This window comes from Microcoleus sp. N9_B4 (genome assembly GCF_036701635.1).
In the GTDB taxonomy this organism is placed as follows: Bacteria; Cyanobacteriota; Cyanobacteriia; order Cyanobacteriales; family Microcoleaceae; genus Microcoleus.
The window spans coordinates 20,952-39,892 of record NZ_JAUBRC010000039.1; the positions used below are offsets into that span (position 1 = coordinate 20,952).

General features: G+C 45.3%; 11 protein-coding genes. All 11 read left to right on the top strand.

Features of this window, described 5'->3' with window-relative positions; genetic code table 11:
• Positions 1–160 precede the first annotated feature (160 nt).
• The 11 genes from QUA43_RS22795 (at position 161) to QUA43_RS22845 (ending at position 18,834) form a co-directional block, all read left to right on the top strand.
• Positions 161–2,563, top strand: coding sequence for a hypothetical protein (locus QUA43_RS22795; protein WP_333147373.1), 2,403 nt, complete (start codon positions 161–163; stop codon positions 2,561–2,563).
• Between the two features lie 136 nt (positions 2,564–2,699).
• Positions 2,700–3,314: a hypothetical protein gene (locus QUA43_RS22800; protein ID WP_333147371.1), complete on the top strand. Its 615-nt coding sequence runs from the start codon at positions 2,700–2,702 to the stop codon at positions 3,312–3,314.
• A 323-nt stretch (positions 3,315–3,637) separates the two neighbouring features.
• Complete coding sequence (locus QUA43_RS22805; RefSeq protein WP_333147369.1) at positions 3,638–6,841, top strand: hypothetical protein; 3,204 nt, start codon at positions 3,638–3,640, stop codon at positions 6,839–6,841.
• 334 nt (positions 6,842–7,175) lie between these two features.
• Positions 7,176–8,171 (top strand): hypothetical protein, encoded by a 996-nt coding sequence (locus QUA43_RS22810; RefSeq protein ID WP_333147367.1) that lies wholly within the window; start codon positions 7,176–7,178, stop codon positions 8,169–8,171.
• 23 nt (positions 8,172–8,194) lie between these two features.
• Positions 8,195–9,280, top strand: a complete 1,086-nt coding sequence (locus QUA43_RS22815; protein ID WP_333147365.1) for a hypothetical protein — start codon at positions 8,195–8,197, stop codon at positions 9,278–9,280.
• A 164-nt stretch (positions 9,281–9,444) separates the two neighbouring features.
• Positions 9,445–10,152 carry a hypothetical protein gene (locus QUA43_RS22820; protein WP_333151786.1) on the top strand — a complete coding sequence of 236 codons (708 nt, stop codon included), beginning with the start codon at positions 9,445–9,447 and terminating at the stop codon, positions 10,150–10,152.
• A gap of 173 nt (positions 10,153–10,325) precedes the next feature.
• The gene (locus tag QUA43_RS22825) at positions 10,326–12,350 is read left to right on the top strand and encodes a hypothetical protein (protein WP_333376712.1); all 2,025 of its coding nucleotides are present in this window, start codon (positions 10,326–10,328) and stop codon (positions 12,348–12,350) included.
• Positions 12,351–12,459: 109 nt separating this feature from the next.
• Positions 12,460–13,263, top strand: coding sequence for a hypothetical protein (locus QUA43_RS22830; RefSeq protein WP_333147665.1), 804 nt, complete (start codon positions 12,460–12,462; stop codon positions 13,261–13,263).
• Positions 13,264–13,853: 590 nt separating this feature from the next.
• On the top strand, positions 13,854–16,241 hold the full coding sequence (locus QUA43_RS22835) for an ATP-binding protein (protein WP_333151791.1): 2,388 nt from the start codon (positions 13,854–13,856) through the stop codon (positions 16,239–16,241).
• Between the two features lie 831 nt (positions 16,242–17,072).
• Positions 17,073–17,696: a hypothetical protein gene (locus QUA43_RS22840; RefSeq protein ID WP_333151794.1), complete on the top strand. Its 624-nt coding sequence runs from the start codon at positions 17,073–17,075 to the stop codon at positions 17,694–17,696.
• 307 nt (positions 17,697–18,003) lie between these two features.
• Complete coding sequence (locus QUA43_RS22845; protein WP_333151796.1) at positions 18,004–18,834, top strand: ParA family protein; 831 nt, start codon at positions 18,004–18,006, stop codon at positions 18,832–18,834.
• The last annotated feature ends 107 nt before the right edge of the window (positions 18,835–18,941 follow it).

Consider the following 18,941-nt stretch of genomic DNA (forward strand, 5'->3'; position numbering starts at 1 on the left):
ATACTTTAGATGCGTAGCAGCTTAATTATTAGTGGGCGACGATTCCCCCTCCGATTGGAGGGGGTCACTTTAACTCCCCAAAACCGCACTTTAGAGTGAAGTCACTAGCCATACTGCTCGAATTTCATGGGAAATATCCACTCACCCCGCCACAAAGATTATGCCCACAAAAACAGCATCCCGAAGCCGAAGCCAGGGAAATTACATCACCCCTAACACAGCCGAGGGCAAGAAAATCCTCAACTACCTAAGAAATCGCTGCGAGAAAGCTTTAGATTACTGCCAGGAAAATGGACTCACCAGCGTAGAAGATTTTGCCGATGCAATTGAAGAACTAACGGAAGCCGACGGCAAACCTGGCATTAGCGTGGAGGTCAAGCACAACGGACTCGTCCTCAGTTTGAGCGATCGACCTGAGTACGGCTCTACCACAGGAAAATACATGATGGAACACTTGGGAGAGCCGGACGACAACCGATTTACTAAAACAGGAATTGAAGCATTACTCGATTCGCCTCGAACTAAAACAAGGTCTAAAAAAGACAATTTACTAGATGAATTGGATGATGAGCAACCCTCCCCCAAGTCTAAATCTAAAGCTGCAACTAAGTCTAAAAAAGACGATTTACTAGATGAATTAGAGGATGAGCAACCCTCGCATCGATCGAAATCTCAAACGGCAAACAAGTCTAAAAAAGACGATTTGCTAGATGACTTAGAAGATGATGAACCATCGCACAGATCGAAATCTAAAGCCAATATCAAATCCAGAAAAGATGAAATAGAAAATTCGGATGACGACGAGCCATCACCCAACTCTCAAACCAAAAGAAGATCCCGAAAAGATGACGTAGATGAGTTGGAGTCGGAAGAACCACTGGTTAAATCTAAAGCCTTAAGCCGCTCTCCGAGAGATGAGCTAAGTGAGTTAGATGAGTTTGAAGTCAAAAAACCTCAACCTAAAGATAAGTCTCCAACTAAAAGCCACCTTCAAAACTCTGAACAAGAAGATTTGGAAGAAGAAGAATTATCAGCTAAATCCCAAACCAAAAGAAAACTTCAGACAGATGAACCGGTAGAAATTGCTGAATCCTTAGCAGCCACACCTTCCAAAACCAGAACTAGCCAACAGCGACCTCAAGGCAAAAAATCAAACGACCAGAACATCGATAGTATCCTCGATGCTGCTGTACAAGTCAGTGGTAGAACAGCCATTTCTGGAAGTGAGGTAGAAGGTACAACTGTCAGCGGCATGAGTGCTCAAGTTGCGGTTCTCGCTACTCTGATTGGCAAAAAAGCAGCTTCTCAAATTATAGAAGCTGCTCTTGGGGCTGGAAAAGAGCGCCAAGTTGCCGATATTGTCAAAAGGCTCAAAGCTCAAAGCCAGCGAGCTGACTCGCTCTCCCAGCGAGTTACCAACTTGGTTGAAGCGGATTCAGTTGCAGATGCAATGGTTGAATCCGAAGCTTTACCAATAGCTGAACCGGAGCCAGAACCGGAACAAAACATCTTACCTGAACCCGATGCCGAACTTGTGTCAACACCCGGTATGCTCTTAGCTAAAGCTGTTAACAAAGTCCACGGAAAAGTTGATAAAATTTCCGGGAGTGTGAGAGACAACGATTCTGAAAAAACGGCTTCTATTAAAATTGACACAGAGGCGAGTTTTGAAGAACAACTCGTACAAATAAATGAAGCACTCAACCGACTTGAAAAGCGACTCGATACCCTAGAAGAGCGAATAGAAGCTTTAGAGAACAAACTTTCTCTTCAAAGCGAGACAGGCGTTCAAGCTGTGGATACAAAAGTAGAACCGCCCGACAGCTCGACTCCATCTCTCAGCGACCAATTCGTACAAAACGCAACAGAAATAGATGAAAAACTTTCATTAGAATCAACAATTCCAACTAGCAGCGCTAACGCTACTGCTAAAAAAATTACTCTGACAGCCCAGAATTTTACTCAGGACTCCCAACTTGCAGCAACACTGGCAAAAATTTACAGCCTAGCTGAAGAAGAAGCAAATGCGGAAGGCATTGCATTAGAAGATGGCGTTGATTTGGGAGAAGCCAAACTTTATGTAACAAATTTTGACTCCTCTACCGCTATCAGCTTAAAAACGAAAGAAGGCGAGGAAATGTTCTCAGCAGTACAGGATAAAACTGGAGAGTGGAAAGTGACAAACGACTTCTTGAAACCTGAAGAAAAAGAAGAACTCGACCGCTTAAAAATTTTTCAACAAGCTCTCAACCAAGAACGTTTAGCTGAAATGGTAAAGAGAAGCAATCAAGATGAAATCAGCTTTACCGATTCCCAAGGCTCGCGCCTCGACTTTGAAGTCGAATTCAGCGATAAATCCAAGTCGAAGGGTACTGTCAAAGGCTTTAACTCTCACAGCGAGATAGTTTTTGAGGCTAGCCTCCAAAAAGGTAATGTTGAGGTACTTCTGTGCGACATTCCACCAGAAGTAGTTGAAAATCTCCTCTCCCAACAGCAACTTGCTCCAAACCAGAACTCCAACAAGCAGGAAGCGAGAAAAACTGAGGTGGAAATGGAAATTTGAAATAATTTTTTTCACTTGTACCCTCCATTTGGAGGGGGTCACTCTCACTGTATAGAATCACCTTTTTTGGCGATTTTGCAGGGATTAGATGCAACTTAAATTAGCATTAAAGCACTAAATTAATCGAGATAGTGACATGGCTACTTACTTAGACCAAACAAGAAATGAACGAAACCGCAACTCATTATCACGCTGGTTAAAACAACAGAAAATCAAACTGGGCGACCTTCCATTCCTCGGCATTTGCCTAGCCTCGCTCATCTACTTCAGCATTCACGACCCGCTCCTAATAACAACTTTAGGCTGCTCCAGCATAGTCTTTTTGAGTTTGTGGCACACCGCTAAAGCAATCCCAATTGTAGAGCGATATATCGGCTGCAAAATTCGATTTTGGCACATTACCACTGCCATCATCACCTCCACTGCACTGTGCTCCGTGCTCGATTCCCCCGCCAACGCCATCTTCCTCTCCGGCTTAGAAGAATTCATGAAAGAGCTAGCAGAAGGAGCCTCTTCAGCGGGAGGCGAAGCCATTGATGCCGAGGTCATCGAACTGATTTTTAACCTCATTCGTGGTGCTTTTCTTTTATTAGTAGCATCCGCGTCTCTTTTTGCTTACAACCAAGCGCAACAAGGTAATGACTGGCGACCAATTGTTACCCAAGTCGCCTTAGCTTTTGCCATTGTAATTGCCATTGATGTAATAACTTTCCTCTTCGTTGGTAATGGCGGTGGCGGAGGTGGAGCTTAGGGAAGAAGGGGAAGGGGAAGGAAGGATAATTTTTCTAGTTTGGAGTTGAACCTTATTCTCTGATTTGTCAAATTGTAAAAATCAAAGACCGATTTGATAATGAGGTTATTTTAAGCAACTGTTTCCACCCCTACTCTTATTTATGGAACAAAACCAACATACTGAATAGTGGGGATTAACAGGTAATAATATAGCACTCTGTTTTTCTTTCCGTTTCCCTGCTTTAACTCCGAAAATCGCACAAGTAGCAACAAAAGCTATTAAAAACCCGGTTTTCCCTTCCCCTTCCCCCTCCTTTTTCCCTTCCCCCTCCCCTTACTACCATGCTCAAAGACCCAGACAAAGACTTCATCTCCGTCAATAAAATTCTTGGCAAACAAGCCAGCATCGGCATCATTCCAGCGGAACAGCTAATTCCGTGGATGCTAATCACCGTAATTTCCTACATCCTCACCAACGGCTTATTCAGCTTAGGAATGCCTTGGTTTTTCACCACTACTTTCTGGCTAATTGTAAGCTGGTGGCTCCTGACAGGTAACAAACCTCACCTTTTTGTAGACAGGTTTAGACCTCCGCCGGGGAACGAGTGGTACAACGGTAATCTTTTATACCTTTCTCCCCTTCCCCAACACCGACCAAACCCGATTCGCCACCGAATCAGCGATTCACAAGTCCGAGTCAAACTTAAACCCAAAGTTGCTCCCACTCAACAAGGAGGTAACAGCCGACTTATGCCCTTCCAAAACTACCAAAACCTCCTGTGTTTAGTCACTATCAAAAAGGATGGTCGAGAAGTTTCAGGTTACTTACTGAATGAAGGCAGTCAATACCAAATTGTATTCGGATTCGAGACGGCTGGCTTTCACAACATTCTCTACCGCCATGAAGTAAACAATGCAGCCACCGCCTTAGAAGAGGGACTAAAAGACATTCCTCCAGGCGAAAAAATGACCTTTCACACTGGCTGCTACAGCAGCGATTGCGTTCGCCAACAAGAGTTAACTGAATTGGCTGACAACTGTCACCTCAAACCCATTTCTGTACTCGTTCGTAACGAACAGAAACGCATTCAAGAACTCAACTTAGCAGGCACCCGACAACTGTGGAACCAAACTATTTTCTGCACTTGGACATTCAACGCTCAATCTGGCTCCAAATCCAACGACCCTCTGAGTAAATTCATCAATGGAATTATCAACACAGCCAACAGCATTGCTGCACAATTTACAGGCAACGAACGCATCTACTCTGAACGCTTTTACAAACAACTGCTACTCGACGCTTTCGAGCAAGGCTACATCCAATGGGAACTCTTACTAAACACCAAAATTGGACTGGAAATTCAACCCATGAATGCCCAAGCACTATGGGGCTGGCTGTGGCAAAAATTCAACAGCGCACCCATACCCCCTATCCCCCAACTTCTCACCTTAAAAGAAACCGCATCCGACTACAAACTCACCGAAACCATCAACAGTCACAAACACGCCTGCACCATTTTAATTGAAGGTATGAGCGGTCGTTCGAGCTGCCCGGAACACAGAAAAGCTAGCTCACGCATTTTGCTCCCCGGCAGAAACGCAGAATGCGGCGTGCTCACAATGGAAGACAGCCCCGGCGGTTGGCTCAATACCAGAGAGCAACTGCAATGGCTGTGGAAAATTATGAGCAACAGCTACGTCCGCGATACTGAAGCCGTTGTCGAAATTAGCGCCGCTCCCAACTTTATTATTCAAGACAACTTAGCAAGGCAAGCTAAACAATCTAAAACTGCCAAAAAACGCGCTTTAGAAAAAGGTCAAGGTCGCGATGTAGGAGCCGAAGTCAAACAGGAAGAATCCTTTGAAGCCCAGAAAAAAATGTACAAAGGTGCAAGAGCAATTCACGCTGCTGTCACCTTCTTAGTCTACCGACCAACGCCGGAGCAACTAACACACGCTTGCCAAATGCTCTCCCACAGCTTCGGCTCTGCCAAGGTATTAAGAGAGCGCAACATTGCTTGGCAACTGTGGCTAGAAACTTTGCCCATTACTGTAAGCTGGCTGTTGCACAGCAGTTCGCTAATTAACGAACGCCGCCTCACCTTAGACACCGAAACTGTCCCCGGTATTTTGCCCTTAACTGCTGTAAGGGACATCGACTCAAAAGGAGTTGAATTCATTACCAAAGGCGGCAAACCCGTGTACGTTGACCTCATGCACAACCAAACCAGCCGCGCCGTTATTACAGGTGAATCCGGTTGCGGTAAAAGCGTTGTAGGATGGCGATTTGCGGTCGATGCTTTAGCCGCTAATATTCCAGTAGTCGGTATGGACATCTCAGCAGGAAGCGGCAGTACCTTTGAGACCGCAGTGAAACTGTTAGGCGACGACGGTGCGTACTACGACATCACCTCTGGCAGCTCGAATCTACTCGAAATACCCGATTTGAGGCGTTTTGACAGAGAAGAGCGATCGCGCCGACTAGACCAATGGAAAGAGTTTATCAGAAAAGCGCTGACTATTATCAGCATGGGTAAAGTCCGCGACCCAAAATTAGCGCAGCGAGTCGATGCCATTTTGCTGCTAACTCTGAAAAAATTTCTGGAAGACCCAGACATTATCGAGCGCTACAATACTGCCTTTGAAAAAGGCTGGAAATCGACCGCGTGGCAAGAAATGCCAACCCTCACAAACCTCCTGAAATTCTGCACAAAAGAGCAACTAAACCTACAAAACTTTACCGACTTCGACCGCATTGCCATCAACCAAATTATCACTCAATGCAACGCATTACTAGCCTCACCTTTAGGGAAAGCAATTGGCAGACCGAGTACATTTTCACCCGAACCCGCTGTTAAGTTTTTTGCCCTTAGCGGTCTGGGCAACGAACAAGACCAGTATTTAATGGCTATTAACGCCCACGCTGCTTGCATCCGCAACGCACTTTCTCACCCTAAAAGCCTATTTATCGGAGACGAACTTTCGATTTTGTTTAAGAAAGACGGATTTGCTGAAGTAGTAGGCGAACTCTGTGCAGTGGGTAGAAAGAATGGCATTTCAGTGCTCTTGCTAGCCCAAGATATCGACAGTATTTGTGACTGTAGTGCGGGAACTATGATTATGCAAAACATGGTGTATCGAATTACCGGAAGATTGACATCAAACGGAGCCACTTCTTGGATTAAAAATTTGGGATATCCGGCTGAAATTATTAGCCAAAATGCCACAGAAGCTTTCCTTCCCCGAGCTGCCGACCTTTATTCCAATTGGCTAATTGAAAAAGGAGGTCGTTTCTGGCAAAGCCGATACTATCCAGGCGAAATGATATTAGCAAGTGTGGCTAACAATCAAGCTGAATTGATGGCTCGCGCCCGAGTGATGGCTCAATATCCCAATACGTTAAAAGGGCAATTGCTAGCACTCAAACAATTTGCCTCTGAATATGTACAAGCCGTTAAAGAAGGACGTTCATTAACCAATATTGGCAAGAATGCAGTCACTGATATCAACGGACACAAATCCCCTCAAGACCTCATGGCTAGCTAGAACGTTTGGTGGATTGAGAAGTGCGTTGATTTTTGCCATAAAAATTCTGTAGGAATTGGTTGAATTAAAGTGATGACAATTATTGCTCAAACATGACTAATGAAACCAGCTATAGCAATCAGAGCGAAGATTTACGAACAAGTTTTTTTGAACCACAGAGAACACAGAGGACACAGAGTATGAAAATAGAGAGAGAAAAAGGGGTTTATAACTGATAAGTGAGTGCTGTTTGTAAATCGAAATAGGAGCACTAATTGCCTTTCCCTTATCGTTCCTTAACTCAATTACTAATTACCACTCCTCAAATCACTGCACGCATAACGGAGAAAAACCGATGAAATCACCAAAATTTCTTGTCAAACTTGCCCTCGGCATTCCTGCAATTTGGCTGAGCTTAATACTGAATTCTGTTGAAGCAAAAGCTCAAACCTCTGACAGCAATCCGACTGCAACACAGCTTCCCACCTCAAACAATCCTAACAGCAGCACTTTCAACCGCTCCAGCTTCACAGTTGCCAATCAACAAATAGAAAGCAAAATCCAACAATCAGCTAATAACTTCTTGAGCAACCCGAAAGAAATAGGAGGTATAGAAAACAAAATTAGCGACATAACAGGCGAAATTTCAGATACCATCTCCACCATCTCCGACAGCATCTCAGGCATCTGGGACAATTTGTTAAACAAAGTCGAAAATTTCAGCAGTGAAATAGAGTCAACCCTCTCTTCATTCCTGGGAGAACTGAAAGTTCCAGACCTAAAAGAAGCAGTTAAAAGCATAATGGACGGCAACACCTCCGAAAGTGAAGGGACAAAACTATCCGCTGCTTTAGAGAAGAGACCGCAAGATTCTTACAGCCTCAAAGAGAATACCGCAGAACTCGCAGAAAGAGAAAGTGCTGTCAGTGAAGCCAATAAAGCCACTCTCAGTAAAGAAGCTCAACAAAAGCAAGCTCAGATGAAAGAAATTGTCCAGCAGAACGTAGAGCAAACTAATCGCGAGAGCCAAAATTCAATGGAATTGGGTGCTGATTCCGAAGGTCAAGATGTCACCCAGAACATTATGAGAAACATATCTCAACAAAGTGCGATCGCAGCTAAGCAAGCAGCCTTATCAGCAGAAAATCAAAGTGCCTTAGTCATGCAGGGCCAGCAAGCTCAAATCGATCGCAGTTTTGCCAACATTCTCAATGCTCAACAAGCTGAAGAACTCAACGAAATTAACACAGCCCAGAGACGGCAGGATGCTGCGGCGGCTACCGCTTCTTCTACTCAAGCTGGATTGTTTCAAATGCCGGGAGGCATCGCTCTAGGGGCAAACGAAGACTGAAATCACCGTAAGGAGATACCGCAATGTTTATACAATTTATTGCCCAAACTAGCACAGCAGGACAAGCCCTGGACACTCTATCTGATGCCATAGAAGTCTCTCAAAAAACTGTCGAATCCTGGAATTTAGTTTGGTTTAACACCTTCAATACTCAAGAATCCTCTCTCTGGATTGCCTTAGTCAAACTAGGACTAATTCTGGCGGGAATATCTGTTACTTACCTCGCTGTCACCAGTGGCAAAGAAATCATCGAAAAACAGTCTTGGTCAGAGCTAGTAGCCATGTTTATCTGGCCGCTTGTGATTGTAGTATTTCTCAGTAACAACGGTAAAGTCTTAGCTGAAAGCGTCAAATTCATCAAAGCTGTAGGCAGCACTCAAGTGCAAGAAATTATGAAGATTCAAGTCGGAGAAATGACCTTCAGAACTGCCCTGAGCGACGTTAACCTTACCAGTGCTGGCAAAGAAGAGATTGAAAAACTCTACAGCGAATGTCAGGGCAAAGTTGGATCAGCTTTAGTGGAATGCTGGAACAGCAAAAAACAGCCAGCTCAACAAATCCTTCAGGCAGCGGAACAGCAAAATGGAGGCCCCCTCAAAAGCTTGCAGCGGTTTGTTGAAAACTTAGGCAATGTTGCCAATCTTCAAGATATAGGAAATGGCGATTTTGCAGGACAAGTTTTTAGGTCTACTGTCTTGCCCATCATTCGCTTAATTCTTAGATCAGTACAGTGGGCATTTGTCAATATTTTAGAAGCAGCATTGTTGCTAACAGCTCTATTCGGGCCGATTGCAATGGGCTTGTCGCTGCTGCCGCTGCAAGGAAAACCAATCTGGGCTTGGTTAATAGGGTTTATGTCGTTATTTGGAGTGCAATTGGGCTACAACATCGTCGTTGGCTTAGTCGCTGTAGTGATTGTCAAATCCGATGCAGAGTTAGTTACAGATATCGCCTTTTTATTCTTTTTAGCTGTGTTTTCTCCCATTCTTGCCGTGTTAATAGCCAAGGGTGGAGGAACTGCTTTGTACAGTGCGATCGCCAATAGCACCAAACAGCTTACAGATATTGCCAGTAACGCGATCGGCGTTATTGCCGGAAAACTGATCTAGGGGAAGGGGAAGGAAGCATAGATTTTCGCTTTTTTGAGTTGAATCAAAACTAGCACTAATTAGTAGCGATAAAAGCTAATAATCACTTGTTTTTCCTCCCTCTCTCCACCCTCCCCCACTCTCCAACTCTCCCTCTCCCTTCCCCTTCCCCCTCCAATAAAATCATGAAATTTCCACAATTCCAACCCTTACTCCCTGAATCTAAAAACACCTTAGCCTTGTGCTTTGTCCTGCTAACAAGCTTTGTTTTCCTCCTGACAATTGCTGTTTTAGTGAATACAGTCAGTTTGAGAGCCTTATCTCAAAGAAAAGTTACCTTTGTCCAGTTAAAAGACGGAACCGCAGCACGAATTGCAGAACAAGATGAACTGTACAGAGAGCCGAAAATTATCCAAACTTTCGTATCCAGTTGGGTCAATTTAACCTGGGCTTGGTCAGGCAAAATTCCTGGCACAAATGATCCAGACCCCGGCATTAAAGTTAAAGGCAGTGCCAAAGTTCCTACAACTGCTTGGATGGGTTCGTTGATGATGGAATCAGAGTTTGGTAAAGCTTCCCTTGTCGAACTCGCCCAACTCGTTCCCAACACCATCTATTCAGGAAAAACCCGCTCTGGAGTCTATATCTCTCACATCTCAGAACCGAGAGAAATAAAAAGAGGAGTTTGGGAAATAGATGTAATTGCTACTCGCGTCGTGCTGGAACAAGGCATTGGAGAAAGCCGAGAACAGTTTAATCGAACCTTCACCGTCAAAGCCGTAGAAATTCCCAAATCCCCTCTCAAAGAAAACGCTAATGAATTAGAGAAGACTATTCACTCTTTGAGAGCAGCCGGATTAGAAATTTCCCGAATAGTCGAATTCAAACCATAGAAGAGGAAAGAGACATGGAGAGGGGACGAACCGGCAAGTCGGTAAATTTAAAAACCTTCCGTAAAAACTAAATAAATTAAACATTTAGTATGTTCCATCCCTTTGCTTGAAGTATTCTAGTTTTTCTTTTTCTTGTACGGTTAAACACAACACATTCAATTCATCATAAAGCCATGACTAACCAAACAAATATATCAACCCACAATTCAATTAATACCAGTCCTGATAATAGTAAGTTCACCACTACAGCCAATATGAATCATGCAAGTGCATCAAGTGAATCTACCCTAAACAATGATGACGGCAACATCAATTTCCCTATTTCCCCTTCTCCAAATCCTTCCCCTTCTGACGATGACATTGACGAGAACTTCATTGCTAACTTTGACCCCAATGCACCCCTAACACTTGAAACTCAATATCAACTCGCTCAAGATGAGGAAAGACCACTGCCCCCGCCTGTTTCCGAAAGAGGCGTTCCTAGAGCAGTGACAATACTGCTATTGACTGGTGGAATACTATTGCTAGGACTGCTGATTTGGCAATTTATCAAGCCTAAATCACCTCGCGAACCTATCGCACAATCAACACCAAAAGAAAGCTCTTCTGGCACCATTAAAGATGAAAAACCGGAGTTGCTGGCTAAATTAGCTTACCAAGACCAACAAAAACTGTTAGCCGAAAAACCGCAAAAAACCGCAAAACCCAAAACAGAACCGTCGCCCAAACCGTCAAGAGCCCCACGAAATCCGCGAACTCCGCGTCTAGTCGCTACCCGGAGCGCTGCACCGCCACCTACTCCTCTACGCGAACCCCTACCCGCACCCAGAACAGTAGTGCGGACGGTAACAGTACCCGCACCCATACCGCAAAGAACACCCGCGCCCCCACCAGCCCCCATACCCAAACCGTTAATACCCCCACCTTTAATTCCAACTCCAAGAGAAGAAAAAATCGACCCGTTTGAGCGGTGGAACCAACTCGCTCAACTCGGACAAATTAGGGGAAATTTTGACCCTAACCGAATAGCGAATGCCGTGAGTGCAACACCAAGCACTCCAGCGACAACAAGTGCTACCGCCGCCGCTAGTACGAACCCAACTCCAACAAGTGAATTCCTAACAGTCAATATCGGCAACCAAAAGTTGCAACCCTCATACGTTTCTTTGGAACAAATCCCACAAGAATTTTATAACCGCCCAAATAACGCCACCGGGGAAAGGCTACACCCGGAGTTTCCCGCAGGAGAGGACAGCCTCGAAACCACCGACAACTCCCAAAACCCCACCAACCAATTAACTCCGGCTGCCCTTTCTCCCCAAACAAGTTCCGATTCTACCGATAGCCCAATCGAGACTGCGGCTCGACTGAGCGCGAGCCGAACATCCTTGCCTGATACAGAATTTCAAACCCTTTCCCCAGAAGCTGCTCCAGAGGCTTCTGCCTTAACAAATTCCCCAACTCTGGAACAAGTAAACTCCCCAGGGGCAAAAGGCATTCTCAACCGCACGCCCCAAAGTTCCTCAACCTCCCAAACAGCTCAGGTTCCCCTTGGAACCACAGCCAACGGCGTAGTTTCGGTTCCCCTGCTGTGGGATGAAGGCTCAGGCAAACAGCTTTACGACAAATTTGCCGTCACTCTCACAGCCGACGTAACGGCAACTGACGGCTCTATTGCCTTTCCTGCCGGCACAGTTGTCATTGTCAAAGCCAACACCGTCAGCAAAACCAATCGCATGGTACAAGCTAGTGCTGTAGCGCTCGTCTACTCTGATAGAAACGGTCAGATTAAACAGCAGCCCATTCCAGAAGGCGCAATTTTGATTGCAGGAGAGGGCGGACAGCCGCTGATTGCTTCAGGCTACTTCGACCCAGGTTCAGATATTGCCGGACAGGATATCCTTACCGCAGTGCTGTCGGGAGTTGGACGAGTCGGTCAAGTGTTCGCAGACCCTAAAGTCAGGAGCTCTAGCAGTATTAGCGGTAGGTTTGGGAGCAGTACAACCACCGTTGAAAGTCGAGACCCCCAAATTTGGTCAGCCGTCCTCGATGGCTTCTTCAGCCCCCTGGCAAAACGGATGGAAAGCCGCTCAGATAGAGCAACTGAAGAACTTTTAAACCGCCCCAATGTAGCTGTGGTTAATAAAGGAACCCCGGTTTCTATTACTGTTAACAGCTTTCTCAACATTTACCGATAACCAAACCGTCGGTAAACGGTTAAGTCGCCCCAACGCGACTGCGGCGATTAGTAAAGGAAATCCCCGTTTCTACTGTCAACAATTTTCTCCACATCAACGAATAACTGCCATGACGAATCGCATCCAATCCCCAAGAATGCTTTCCCTCGGAGGGCTTTTGTTCACAGCAGTGTTCGCTACTGCAAGCTACCCCAACTGTGCTTTTGCTCAATCAAGAGTAACAGGCTATCAAACTGTGGGTCGAGATATTGCCGTCAATAGTGCGATCGATATTTTAGTCTATCCCGGTCGCGCGAGTGCGATCGACTTCAGTTCAACCGACGAAGCTCTGGCCTACGTTTTAATTGCCGACCCCTCAAAAATAGTTTTCAGCACCGATGCACAGTTGGCAAGCGGCCAAGCCAAAACTGTTTTCTTGCGTCCCATTCAAGCGCTCAATTTTCCGGGAGCTACCACAGCTACCATCACTAACCTTTCAATCAAAACTGTAGATTCAAAAGGGAAACAGCGACTTTACAACTTCAACATCGTTCCTACCAACAAAGAACCAGAACACTTAGGAATTCGCATCGCTCCCGTCACGCCAAGAATGGAGCCGACTGTGAACGTTGATAGAGGTCGCGCCCCCGCAGTATCAGATGTCGAAAAAGGATTGCTGATTGCCATTCAAAAAGGCTACACAGCAGCCAACGACCCAGTAGTCTACAGCGTGCGGCAATTTTTAGCTCTGGTAAGAAATCAGAATCTATCGGCGGCAGATGCTGCTGCACGAGCCGGAGTAGACTTGTCTGTGATTGTCGAGCTGAGCCGCATTGCACGAGAAGAATTGAACTACCCTGGAACAAGATTTCAACAGCGACAACCGCCAACAGCCCGAACTACTCGGCTTCTTAAAAGTCGCTCTGCTTTTTGATTGGAGCCGGAGCTGCGGGAATAGGTAACGGGAATGGGGAATGGGGAGTAGGGAATAGGGAGTGGGAGAGAATTTGACTGACTGTCTCCTAACTTCCTATTACCCATCCGATTATCGAAAAGTTGAGATGCGAATCCTCTCCTCAATACTGCCCGCGCTGAGTCAGGTTGGAGCCTGTGTCACTAACCGCTCGCTCTGAGAACTTATGGCTTTTGACTGATTCTGATTGCTTTGAAGCTGCGCTATTAATAATAGCAATTAGTGAAACAGCATAATGAGAGTGAGCAGGGATGGTGAGTGAGAGGGGATAACTCTTTTACTTCCTACTCAACGCAAAGCTGAGTTATCAGTTTTGAAAAGACATCTTAAATAGGTATTTTTTGAACGGTTCGGCAGTAATACTTTCTCGGAAGAACGTTTTTTCCCTCATTCGCACTCCCTTTTTTTAACCAATGTTCCGCCCAAAAAGCTCAGTTCAAAAAAAGTCTGCCCTCCCGCTGCGCGTTGTGCTTACAGTCCCCAACGCTCTCCTGATTTCGACTTTACTATGTCTGACCGGATGGCTTTCTTTTCAAACAGGGCGGCAGACAATGAATGACTTAGTTGCACAGCTATTGGGAGAAGCAACGAGCCGCATCTCTGACCGCCTTGACAACTACTTAAAAGAAGGGGTTGGGGTTGGGAAAGGAGAAGGGACTTATAAAAAAATGCAAACTGGTTCGGTAAACCAACTTCGCCCAAGTCAAACAGCCGGAGTCACAATCAAACCAAATGGGAAAAGAAATGGGTCAGACTCTCCAAAAACAATATTGCCTCAACAAAAAACAAATCCTGCTTTTCCCACCCCAACCTCAACATTCAACTTGCACGATTTCCACATCAGCCCTAACTGTCAAGCCTTTATCTTAGACCGTTCGGGACACTTAGTTGCTTGGAACGAGGTAACTGAACTAAAACCGTCTATTTCTGTTGACTCCCAGCAGCGAATTCGCGCCCAAGCTCTGCAACAAAAAGTAATCCAGCTTTCCACAGAGTATTTGCTTAAACATTATGGCAGCCTCGCTGCTATTAACAGCAGCCAAAATCTTAACTTTACTGCCAGCAACTCATTATACTTGCTGCAAGTCAGACCTTTTGAAAACTCGAAAGGCTTAAATTGGCTGATTGTGGCAGTTGTACCCGAAACGGACTTCACGGAAAAAGTTCAGGCCAATACTCGCAACACTATTTTGCTCGTGCTGCTGGCTTTGATTCTTTCTATCTGCCTTTTGCTGTCCATTTCCCTAAGAATAGAACAGCGGCTGCTGCGGTTAATTTCGGCAACAGAGGCGATAGCTGGCGGCGACTTCGACTCAACAGTTTCAGGTAGCGGCGTTGCCGAACTCGAAGCCCTAGCCTGTGCTTTCGAGCGCATGAATTGCCAGTTAAAAGCATCTCGCCAGCGGCTAGAAGAATATTCCGGCGATTTAAAGCGGCAAGTTGCACAGACAACGAAGGAACTAAAACAAGCTAAAATTGCCGCCGAAAGCGCCAATCGCGCTAAAAGTACCTTTCTGGCTAACATGAGCCACGAATTGAGAACGCCTCTGAATGCGATTATCGGTTTTGCTCACTTGCTTGTGAACTCTAAAAAAACTGCACCGGAACAGCAGTCGAGTTTAGATATTATCAATCGCAGTGGCGAGCATTTGTTGAAACTAATCAACGATATTTTGTCGCTGTCCAAAATTGAAGCAGGTCAAATCACCCTCGAAGAAACTGCTGTTGACTTGTACAGTTTGCTCAAGGACATAGAACGGATGTTCCAACTCAAAGCTCAGTCGTCGGGATTGCAACTTGTTTTTGAACTCCGGAAAGATGTACCGCAATACGTCCGAACTGATGAAAGCAAGCTGCGCCAAGTTTTGATTAATCTGTTGGGTAATGCTGTTAAATTTACTGAGGCGGGTAGGGTGAAGCTGACTGTAAAATGCCTTCAGCCGCTGGCAAAAAAACCGTTACCCAAATTCTTTCTCCAGTTCTCAGTGAAGGATACAGGCCCTGGTATTGCCCCTGAAGAGATTAGCCGTTTGTTCAAGCCGTTCGTCCAAACTGAAACTGGCAGGAAATCACAAACGGGAACGGGCTTGGGATTGCCCATCAGCCGCTCTTTCGTCAAGCTGATGGGTGGCGATATCAAGGTCAAAAGTTCTGTGGGGAAAGGAACGGTTTTCAGTTTTTACATTAAAGTGAGTCGTGCAACACAGAGCGAAGTCCGTGACATCCAGCCTCAAAAACAAGTGAATGGACTGGCACCCAACCAACAAAATTATCGCATTCTGGTAGCGGACGATGAGTCGGCAAATCGGTTGCTACTAACTCAGATATTGAAGTCAGCCGGCTTTCTTTTGTGGTTTGCGGATAACGGAACTGAGGCTGTTAAATTGTGGCAAAAGTACAAGCCGGATTTAATTTGGATGGATTTGAAAATGCCGCTTTTAGACGGCTTTCAAGCTGCTCGAAAAATTCGTTCTCTGCCTGACGGCTCCAATACAAAAATTATTGCTTTGAGCGCTAATGCGTTTGTTGAAACCAAGAAACTCGCTTTGTCGAATGGCTTCGATGACTTTGTTGCCAAACCGTTCCGAGAAACAGTAATTTTTGAGAAGATGGCGCTTCATTTGGGAGTTCGCTATATCTATGAAGAGGAGTCGTCTAGGAAGTCCGAACAGGATGAGCCTGTTGTGCAACTGACTTCTGAGTCGCTGTCTGTGTTGCCGAGGGAGTCGATTAAGAAGCTTTATAAAGCAGCCGCTTGTGGAGACGAGCAAGCGGTAAGGCTGTTGATTGAGCGAATTCCTCGCTCCCAGAAACAAATTGCTGGGGCTTTGACCAAGTTAGTGGAAAATATGAGTTTAGATATTATCAGCGATTTGACTCAGAATTGCATTTCGGCCGATTGTACGAGCGCAAAATCCCAAGACTGCGATCAAAGTTAACTCGGTTTTTAGATTCGTACCTCAGATATCAATATATGAAGTTCAACCTTAGTCTATCGCCAAATCCCAAGACTATTCTCAAAGTTAACTCGGTTTTGAGAATCGTACCTCAGATATCGATATATGACGTTCACCGAGTGCATTTCGGTAGATTAGGCGAACTCACCATCCCAAGATAGCGATCAAAGTTGACGGGTGTTTACAACCCTACCTCAGATATCGATATATGACGTTCGGCAGATTGTACGAGCGCCAAATCCCAAGACTGCGATCAAAATCAACTCTGCGGTGAGAGTCTGTACCTCAGATATCGATATATGACGTTCGGCAGATTGTACGATCACCAAATCCCAAGACTGCGATCAAAGTTAACTCGGTTTTTAGAGTTCGTACCTCAGATATTGATATATGACGTTCGGTAGATCGCAAAGCATTAGGACGATTTTGTTCAGAGCAGCACGATTTGACAGAGCAATGCCGAGCAGAGGTACAGCCGATAATCTGCTAAAAACTCACGCTCACTTGATTGTTTACTCCATGCTATCGGCTGTACCTGTCTGTACGTAACGACAGATGCGGGTTCGATCCGCAGTAGCAAGTCAGCGGATTTGGTCTGGGTGGAATGTGGCAGCGGGTCGAGCAGATTAGCGCTCAGTTGGAGATTCAGAGCGAGCTGGGATCGGGAACAAAGGTTATTATTGGTCATATCTGTTGGGAACATCCGTTCGTAAAAACCTACCAAAATCGGGACAAAGCTATGAATAGCTTCCTGGCTTAACGAACGCGATCTAAATATAAAATTAGAGCGACGGAGTGAAAGGTGCAACTATTATGTCTTATAGCGAATTTTCCCTAGATGATATTAAGCATAAACTCGGCTTAACAATTAGAGAAGTATCTGAAGTCTTTACGGCTGTAGAACCGATCGCACCCAGTCAGCTTTTAAAGGAAACCTTAGCCGAAAATATTCCCTTAGCCTTGGGAATTGACACGGAAAAAGCGCGATCGGAGATGATAGTCGCTCCGGTATTGATTGAACTCCGCAGGCGGTGCGATCGTCAAATCAGCCTCTTTTCCGGTACGGAATTTAATATTGATCGAGTCAAAGGACTGAATGGCATTTGTGACTTTATGATTAGTCATTCACCAGAACAATTATCTTTAAATGCTCCCGTGTTTACACTTGTCGAAGCCAAGAATGACAATATCAAATCGGGAATTGCCCAGTGCATTGCAGAAATGTTGGCAGCCCAGATTTTTAATATTCAAAAAGATAACAGCATTTCCTGTGTTTATGGTGCAGTGACAACAGGCAGTATCTGGAGGTTCATGAAACTAGAAGATAGGACGGTTTATATTGAAACAACAGAGCATTTTATTGAAAACATTCAACTAATTCTAGGTATTTTAATGCAAATTGTTCAGTTGACTCGCCCAACCCTTCCGTGCCTTTGAAGTTCCCTAGTACATTGTACGCTCGCACCGTCGCAAGACTGCGATCGAAGTTAACTCGGCGGTTAGATCCCATACCTCAGATATCGATATATGACGTTCCGTGTTTCAGTCTAGCGATCGAACTTAAATTCTTTTCAACAATCTTCCCCGTACTAAACTTGACGATAATCTACTCGTCAGACTAAATATTAACTTGCTGGATCAACGTAAGGCAGAACGGTGGTTAGCGGCGATGCCCTCTCATATATCGATATCTGATGCCGACTCTCGATATATCATACTTAAATCATCTACTTAATTCAAAACCATGCAAATTCGACTAGCAGTCATCAGCAATGCTGGCGGCACTGGCAAAACCACACTTTCAGTTCACCTCGCCTACGAACTGGGGTTAAGGGGTTTGAAAGTAGCCATTATGGATCTCGACCCCCAAGGCTCCCTGACCCTTTTTTGCGGTCTAAATCCGCCAGAGCCAGAACACACACTGTCCGCCATAATGCGAGAAAGCTTCAATGGCTCTTGGCCTCTTACTCAAGGCTGGAGTTCCCACACCAATAATATAACCGTTTGTCAAGGCGGAATGACGCTGACGCAAACAGCAGACGAGTTAGTTCTGCACAAGCGTGGCGCTTATCTTCTGGGCGATTGCCTGAGTGACTATCCAATGGATCACGACCTAATTATCTTCGACTGCCCCGCTACCCTCGGCCCCTTGCCCTTGATGGCACTAACTGCTTGCACTCATATAATAGTGCCCGTACAGCTCGAACCAAAATCAATTCAAGGAGCAGCTCACCTGCTGGAGTGGTACTACCACCATTGCAAACAATTACGCCTCAAGCCGCAACCAGAAATCTTAGGGTTTGTACCCAACCAATACGATACGAAACGAGCCGTCCACCGACAACTTTTAGAGTCCTTGCCAGCCCAGCTAGAGCAGATGAATATCCGCGTTTTTCCACCTATTCGGGACAGTGCAGAATTTGTTAATGCCAGCGGTCAAGGGTTGCCATTACACCTTTATCGCCCGCTTCACCCAGCTTTAGGCGACTTCAAAGAAATTGTTAAGCACCTAGCTACTTTAATGGGAAATGGAGTTGCTCCGGCTATTGCCAAAAAAGGAAAAAAAAAGAAATAGTGTTTGATTCACAGTCACAACTTGCGCCGGCGAAAACGAATCCTTCGTTTTTGGCTTATAGCCATGAACTGACTTCTTCCAATCCCCAATTTAAAATCTAAAATCGC